Raw genomic sequence first — 3,456 nt, forward strand, 5'->3', positions numbered from 1 at the left:
AGATATTGTTGGTAGAGGTGCGTGAGGCGGGTACCAGTTCTTTTCCCGACCGCTTGAAGGTAAACTTGCCGATGAAAAGGCTATCCTGCGAGCTATCTGTGGGGTTGAAGGTCATGGGGAAAAGGTTGGGCATGCCATAGAGTGAGTAGTTGTCTATTGTGAAGAAGTGCTGGTGCACGAGTAGGGTAGAATTGGGGTCGTCGATTCCACCGGCATCATTCTGCTGAGTCCCCTTGAGGGGGTACCAGCGTGAAAATTGGTGATTGATCAGCTTGTTATTGATGTCGTAGTACTTTAGCTCGAGTGCGTAGCAAAACTTGTCGCTCTTCACCACATCGAAGTGCTCTCGCTCACTGGTGATGGTGAGGCTCCCCTCGTCGTTTTTGCGAATCTCTATCTCCTGATAGACGGGGTAGGGGTACTCCTCGGAATCATCTAGGTCGTAAGCCCGATAGTAGTAGGGCTCGAAGCTGATGTCGTTGTCGGGGTCTTCCTGTCGCTGTGCTAGTCTGAGGATGGCTTGGATAGAGTAGATCTGCTCGTGCCCCTCCACGATATTCTCGATATAAGGCTCGGGCGACTTGACTAGCTCCTCCATCAATCTTTGGCAGCTACTGAGTACCAGCACTGCTGCGGTGAATAGGAGGAAGGGGAGTAGGTTTATCTTTTGATTCATATAGTTTGGTCTTTAAAATTCAATGATGGTACGAACGGTGTACTTAGCTCCCATTGCGTGAGCGAAGAAGCGGAAGCGATCGGTATACTCTTTGTAGAGGGCGTTGAAGATGTTGTCGCCCATAAGCATTAGTTTAACGGATCTTCCCTTGGGGAGGGCATAGGAGATTTCAGCATTGGCATTGGCGATAAAGTAGGCTGGTGGGGAGTCGGGGGCGAGGTCTTTATCGGGGTCGAATCGCTTTTGCTTGGTGACGTAGCTACTATCAAAGGCGATGCTAGCGTGCCACTTTTGGTCTTTCCCAAAGTCGTGCTCGTAGCTGAGCCCTAGCCCATATCGGTCGGAGGGCATAAAGGGTAGCCAGCTATCGTGGGTGATGTTTCGGGCATTGATCCACTCCCCTTTGAGCATAATATTAAAGCCCTCGAAGGGTCGGATGGTGGTGAGGATATCCCCTCCGAAGAGGCGGGCATCATCCTGCTCGTAGATAAATCGTGGGTACTTACCACTGGGGTGGTTTTGGTAGCGGTCGAGCCCTTGGCCGATATTATCGTATATATAATTGTGTACGTGCTGGAAGAAGGCACTGGGCTCTACGATGATCCAATCATTGCGGTAGGTGGCTCCGATCACCGGCTTAATTCCGATTTCGGGGAGTAGATCCCTATTTCCTACCACCCAGTAGGTGCCGTGGTGAAGCCCGGTGGCGTAGAGCTCATTGATATCTGGTGGTCTCCATGCAAGCCCCACATTGGCACGTGCGGTCCAGTGGTCGTTGAACTGATAGTGTGCGGCGAGGCTACCGGTGACGCTGGCGTAGAGCTTAAACTCGTGGTACTTCTTGAAGCTATTGACACTAGTGTAGCCGTAGACGTCGAGGGCACGGTAGTCGTACCGCAGTCCGGCTGAAGTTTGGAGCTTGCCAAAGGTGGCTTTGTGGATGCCAAAGATGCCCATGGTGAGGCTGGCGTAGTTGGGGATAAAGGCTGGTTGCTTGGTGCCAGGCTTATTGTAATTGGTCTGGTACATCACCGACACGCCTGCCTGGGAGCTGTGGTTTTCGTTCCACGTGCCACTCCATGCGGCATCGGAGGCGTAGGTGGTGAGTACGAGGTCTTGCATCGGTAGCCAGGAGAGGTCGTCGCGCTTACGGTTTTCAAACTCCTGTCGGAGGTTGTTTTGGTACGATACCTTTACCTCGAGGTTGTGCTTCTCGGCGATATCCCAGTCCACCTCAGCTTTGGCAGTGAAGTGCTGTGACTGCTGGAAGGGTGGCTCTATGGTATAGGAGAAGGGCTTGAGGGTGCTCTCCTCGGGACGCCCCATCTCGAAGCGATTGAGCAGCTGCTGGATATCGGAGATGGCACTGAGGTAGTAGATACCACTTCGGGAAGTGTAGAGGGAGGCAAAGAGGGTGGCGGTGAGGCGATCTCTTTTATATCCTGCATAGCCAGAGAAGCTGATGTTGTTGAAGCCGGTATTATTGAGCAGATACTCGGCAGTGGAGTAGTCGCCCGACTTCTGATACATCCCATGCAGGCGGAGACCCCAATTCTTATACCCCATCTCTAAAGAACCGGCTCCATCGTAGGCGCGACCATTTGTAGCATAACCTAAGTTGGTCTTGCACTTGATATAAAAGCGATCGTGGCCAAAGGGAAGGGGTGCTTGATTGAAAAGGGCTACCCCGCCAATGGCTCCATGCCCATACCGCACGCTCTCTGCCCCTTTGATCACCTCTACGATGCTGGCACCGGTGTGATCAATCTCGGGAGCGTGATCTGTACCCCAGCTTTGGCTCTCTAGGCGTACACCATTATTAATAAGTACTATTCGGCTGCTGTGCATCCCTTGGATCACTGGCTTGGAGATGCTACTCCCGGCACTGATGGTGCTCACTCCTGGTATCTGCTCTAGCATCTTGCCGAGCGAGATGGAGGTGCTTTTGTCAAGTGACTTGGTGTCAATGGCGACGGCCTGCTGTAGCACGGAGGTATATCGCTTTTGTCCGGTGACGATAACATCGTCAAGCACCTCATTATCGGGGGTGAGGACAATGGTGATGGTCTCTGAATGAAAGGGGACTACCTCCTCAAAGGTCTTATAGCCCATGAAGCTTACCTTGAACTTAGCTCGGCTTACAGCCGTGGTGAAGGTGAGGGTGCACTCGCCATCAATACCGGTAACTCGTGGGGTGGTGGCTCCCTCGGCACGGACCACAGCCCCTATAACTGGCTCTTTGGTGCCCTGCTCTACCACCACGACGGTGACCGACTTGCGTGGACTACTCTGCTCGGAGGCAGCCTCGAGGGTAAGGGGCGCAAGAAGGAGAAATAACCCTAGCATCACACGGAGGTGGTGCTTGAATTTTTGATTGATCATGTAGTTGAACTCTTTTATAAATGATTTGTCTATTGTTTTCTTTAAATTGCAAAGTTACGGGCAATCCAAATCTACTTCTATAGCCTTTAATGGGTATATTTTGCACTCCTTTTTCGTCCACTATGTTGTTGTGTTTTGGACATTGAGGGATGTGTAGTGTGATTTTGTCTGCCGTATTTTCTTTGTTAACTAAATATTGCTTGCCTTTGTGGGTGAAACCTTTCGTGGGTGGTCGCCACTAGTAGCTACCTACTTATAGGTATTGCCTTTCGTGCTTTAACCATTTAATCTGAAATATTGTAGGGTTTACGCATTAGACACAGGGGTTACGCATTAGAAAGTTAAATCGTGTATCAATTAGATAGCTAAGGACCTCGGAGAGGTCCGACGGATCCTAG

The 3,456-nt window shown here is 51.1% G+C and carries 1 protein-coding gene and 1 pseudogene; both read right to left on the reverse strand.

The window, feature by feature from the left end:
• A pseudogene (locus QVO39_RS07965) lies at nucleotides 1–676 on the reverse strand (hypothetical protein); the annotation flags it as partial.
• A gap of 12 nt (nucleotides 677–688) precedes the next feature.
• Nucleotides 689–3,058: a TonB-dependent receptor gene (locus tag QVO39_RS07970; RefSeq protein WP_021903722.1), complete on the reverse strand. Its 2,370-nt coding sequence runs from the start codon at nucleotides 3,056–3,058 to the stop codon at nucleotides 689–691.
• Nucleotides 3,059–3,456: the final 398 nt, after the last annotated feature.

This window comes from Porphyromonas sp. CAG:1061 (genome assembly GCF_000435035.1).
GTDB lineage: Bacteria > Bacteroidota > Bacteroidia > Bacteroidales > Porphyromonadaceae > Porphyromonas_A > Porphyromonas_A somerae.

What these genes read in the sequence shown, in the direction of transcription:
- QVO39_RS07970 (WP_021903722.1), bottom strand. Translation starts at nt 3,058, where the DNA reads ATGATCAATCAAAAATTCAAGCACCACCTCCGTGTGATGCTAGGGTTA.